This window comes from Gammaproteobacteria bacterium (assembly GCA_016765075.1).
GTDB lineage: Bacteria > Pseudomonadota > Gammaproteobacteria.
This window is the reverse complement of sequence record JAESQP010000041.1, coordinates 1-3,927: the sequence shown is the minus strand read 5'-3', so window position 1 is coordinate 3,927 and position 3,927 is coordinate 1. Positions and strand designations below refer to the sequence as shown.

Here is a 3,927-nt window from a genome sequence, read left to right as displayed (position 1 = left end):
GGCGTATCTACCGTGCTGATTGTTTTGATGTGTCGTCACAACGAACCGACCAGGTACGGTTGTAACCCGGAATCATACGCCGGTAGCAATAAACCCATCGTAGAATAATATTTTTCCACGATATTCATCATGTAAAATACAAGATAGTGTAGTTGAAAGTGATATGCTTTAGATGCTTTATGGTATGGGTTTAAGTATCTTTTTTGTAGGCCGCTATATCTTTGGTAGCAGTTCAGTGGATCTAAGGATAGTAATTTTGTGCGCAAATAAATTCTTGGTCAGATGAGCAAATTTGGAGCACCCAATGAGTAAAAAAGGGGATAACTCCAGCGCCTATATCCACATTGATTGGGGCTAACATCTAGTGAAGAACTATCGCTAAAGCATCTGGGGAAATCTCTCAGGCGCCATGATATTTTCATTGCAGCGATGGACGGGTTGGACGTGGAATTTCCTGGTCTACAAATAAAGTGTTTCGGCTCCAGATTTCGGTAGAACCGAAAATGATTATTTATAAATTTTCACAGAAAATCGATGTTTTTTTTATTTGGTGAAATTGAAGTGGATGAGGCGTATTTTAGCGATCATTAAAAGGTAAACGATGCCGTAGAGTGGGGGGGGAACGTCCCCGTATTTGGCTTTTTATACCCCGAGTTCACGTAAAAGCGCAGTGGCACGGAATAGAGAATTTTTGCTACGTGTATCTCTTAGGGACTCTTCCAGGAAAAAGCTGGACTACTTCAATTGTGTTTGATTATAGTATTTAATCCAGAAACTTTTTTGCGAGGTGTACGGCGGTGGAATTTTTTACAAAAACAGCAGTTGATGTTGCAGTTTTGGCAGGGAAACACCTGTTAAGCAAATATAAACGCCACCATGTTGAGGTATATGGCGAAGATACGTTATCTGTTTCAAATAGAGGTTTGACAAAGGAGATTACGTCCTCACTCGATAACGAGGCTGACCAGATAATTATCGATGTAATCTCTGAGCGACACCCTGAGCATAATATACTCACCGAAGAGACTGGCCAAGTTGATAACGGTGGCAGTCCATATACATGGATTATTGATCCGCTTGATGGTAGCTCTAACTATGTTAATCACAATCCATTTTTTGCCGTTTCAGTGTGTTTAGCTTATGAGAATGTGCCAATTACGGGAGTAATTTTTGCTCCTTATATCGAAGAGCTTGCCGTGGCACGTAAAGGTCATGGTTGCACTTTAAACGGGCGACCGGTTTATGTTTCCGACACAGCCGAGCTTAGCGGAGGTTATATCGTTGGGTGTCCTGGTGGTGATTTAAACAATGATCGTTTTGCAATGATGAGTTACGTACTGAACAAATCGATCAAAGACTTTCGCAAGATGGGATCAGCTGCTATAGAGGCATATACGGTAGCCTCCGGCCGGGTAGACGCATTCGTAACCCTAAATATCTCGCCCTGGGATATCGCCGCTGGCGCAGTTTGCGTACAAGAGGCTGGCGGAATGGTTACAGATTTCAATGGCAGCCCGTGGGATCTCAGCAAGAGTGATGTTTGTATGTCCAACGGCAAGCTTCACGATAGCATATTAAACAAAACCCAAGTGGTAAACCCAAGTCACCCAGAATATAGCCCCACTGCTTTGCCTGATGACAAAAAATTCGTTGCAAGTAAATGACATATAAGGTTTTAGATAAAAACTCTATTCCTGAGTATATAGATGGGCTTCCGAAAGTTATTGAAGTCCTTGGCAAAGGGACAGGCCTCGATATTGAAGAGATAGGTGACGGTAATCTTAATTACGTTTATAAAATACGTCGGTCAGGTTCTCCTCATCGCTCCGTTGTGCTTAAGCAGGCTGTTCCCTATCTGAGAATGGCCGGGGAAGGATGGCCGTTAAGTCGCAACAGAATGATTTATGAGATACGGGCATTGCGCGCCTACAACGATTTAGTTCCCGAATTTGTGCCGACTATTTATCACTCTGATGAAGAGATGAGTGTACTCGTGATGCAGACTCTCGATAATCATACCGTCGTTCGTCATAGCATGATTCGCGGGGTGGTTTTTCCAAACATTGGGCATGACATAGGCACCTTTTTGGCTGAGACGCTTTTTCATACTAGCGCTCTTGGTATGGGGAGTATTGAACGTCGTCATTTAATGGATCGATTTACCCTCAATGATGAACTATGCAAACTCACGGAGGAATTTGTTTTCACCTTCCCGTTTATGGAGCATGAGTCAAACTATACGAACCCAGCTACAAATGAATTCGCAAGGGCGAATTTAAGATGTGATACTGAATACAAATTAGGTGTACTGAAATTTAAAGACTTGTTCTTAACGAAAACGGATGCGCTTCTTCATGCCGATTTTCATACAGGGTCTTTGATGGCAAACTCGGATGAAACTTATGTTATTGATACGGAATTTGCGTTTTTTGGCCCATTCGGTTTTGATGTTGGGAAAATTATTGCGAATTTTCTTTTAAGTTATACGTCGCATTTTTTTCACAGCAATGACGATTCCTATCAGAACTGGCTGTTGGTTGAAGTAATCAATATATGGAAAAGGTTCGAAACTCGCTTCATAGAGTTATGGGATTCGCAAGGTGAGTCGGCGATGCTTGTGAATGGCTTTCTTACTGATAAGGAATTGCAAGAATATAAGCAAAACTTTATGTTGAAGATTCTACATGACTCTATAGGGTTCTGTGCATGTTCTCTTGCCCGAAGAACGCTTGGAATTGCGGGTGTTGCCGATATTCGTGATATTGAGGATCTGGATATTCGGTCTAAGCTTGAAATTATGAATATAGAACTATCTCGTCTGTTATTATCAAAGCACGATAAAATTAATACTATCGAACAATTTGAGTCGACTGTACGGTCTTTTTATACAAATTTTAATTCTATGGAGCTAGTGAAATGACATCGTCGTTACTTGGCATAATCCCAGCGGCTGGGAGTGGGGTTCGTGCTCGACCATACAGCTATGAGATGCACAAAGGTATTTTTTCAATTGATGGTCAGTCGAATATATCGCGTCTTATCTCAATTATGAGAGACCAATTCGACATTGAGGAAATAGTGATTTCCCTTGGCTATATGGGAGACTCGATTCGGGACGCATTTGGCGATGGTAAGGAATTCGGAGTTCGAATAACGTATGTGGAAAACCAGCATCTTGATAAGGGTTGGGCATGGTCCGTATTGTTGGCAAAGCCTTATCTTGCTGGACGTCACGCATGCGTCATGATGAGTGATGAGTTTTACTTGGAAACAAACCATCGTGATTTCGCAAAGTGCCCATACGACAAATACGCGGCCATGATTGCAGTTAAACGAGTTGATGATCCAGAATTAATTAAGAAAAACTTTTCTGTAGAGTGTGACGGAAATCGCGTCATTCGCTTAGTAGAAAATCCGGTTAATATTACAAACAATATTTTGGGTATGGCTAACTTTATACTGGCGCCATCGGTTTTTGAATTGCTAGAGTCTGCTTACGACAGTGGTCGTCCATCAATCGAATTTGTAAATTTTATAGATGAGCTCATTCGAGATGGCCATAGTGTTTCCTTATGCGAACTCACTGGCCACTATATCAATTTAAATGACGTTGCTAGTTTAGAGGCAGCCAGCGATCTTGCTATACGTACTCGATTGGCGAAGAATCAGTAGGCTTGGGAGCCTCTGATTAACTCATGGACGGTTATCTTACGGCCAAAATATCCAGCTTCTGCGTTGCACCCCAAGGGTACTTCCTGCGGGGCGAAAACCTTCGTGATAGCCAGCTATTACGAAGGTTTTCGCCTTGAATCTGAATATTTCAGGCACACACGAGAAGTAAATTCCATTTTAGCGAGAAACAGTTGTTGTGTACTATATTTTAATAAACCAATCTAACAAATTCTAAATGCCCAACAATCAAAGCTT

General features: G+C 41.8%; 3 protein-coding genes. All 3 read left to right on the top strand.

The window, feature by feature from the left end; translation table 11 throughout:
* Positions 1-797 precede the first annotated feature (797 nt).
* The 3 genes from JKY90_02505 to JKY90_02495 are packed head-to-tail and all read left to right on the top strand — an operon-like array spanning position 798 to position 3,672.
* Positions 798-1,664 (top strand): inositol monophosphatase, encoded by an 867-nt coding sequence (locus JKY90_02505; protein ID MBL4851142.1) that lies wholly within the window; start codon positions 798-800, stop codon positions 1,662-1,664.
* Positions 1,661-2,920, top strand: coding sequence for an S-methyl-5-thioribose kinase (mtnK, locus tag JKY90_02500; protein MBL4851141.1), 1,260 nt, complete (start codon positions 1,661-1,663; stop codon positions 2,918-2,920). The genes JKY90_02505 and mtnK overlap by 4 nt, the downstream gene beginning before the upstream one ends.
* On the top strand, positions 2,917-3,672 hold the full coding sequence (locus JKY90_02495; protein MBL4851140.1) for a hypothetical protein: 756 nt from the start codon (positions 2,917-2,919) through the stop codon (positions 3,670-3,672). Before mtnK ends, JKY90_02495 begins: the two co-directional genes overlap by 4 nt.
* Positions 3,673-3,927: the final 255 nt, after the last annotated feature.

What these genes read in the sequence shown, in the direction of transcription:
- mtnK (MBL4851141.1), top strand. Translation starts at nt 1,661, where the DNA reads ATGACATATAAGGTTTTAGATAAAAACTCTATTCCTGAGTATATAGAT.
- JKY90_02495 (MBL4851140.1), top strand. Translation starts at nt 2,917, where the DNA reads ATGACATCGTCGTTACTTGGCATAATCCCAGCGGCTGGGAGTGGGGTT.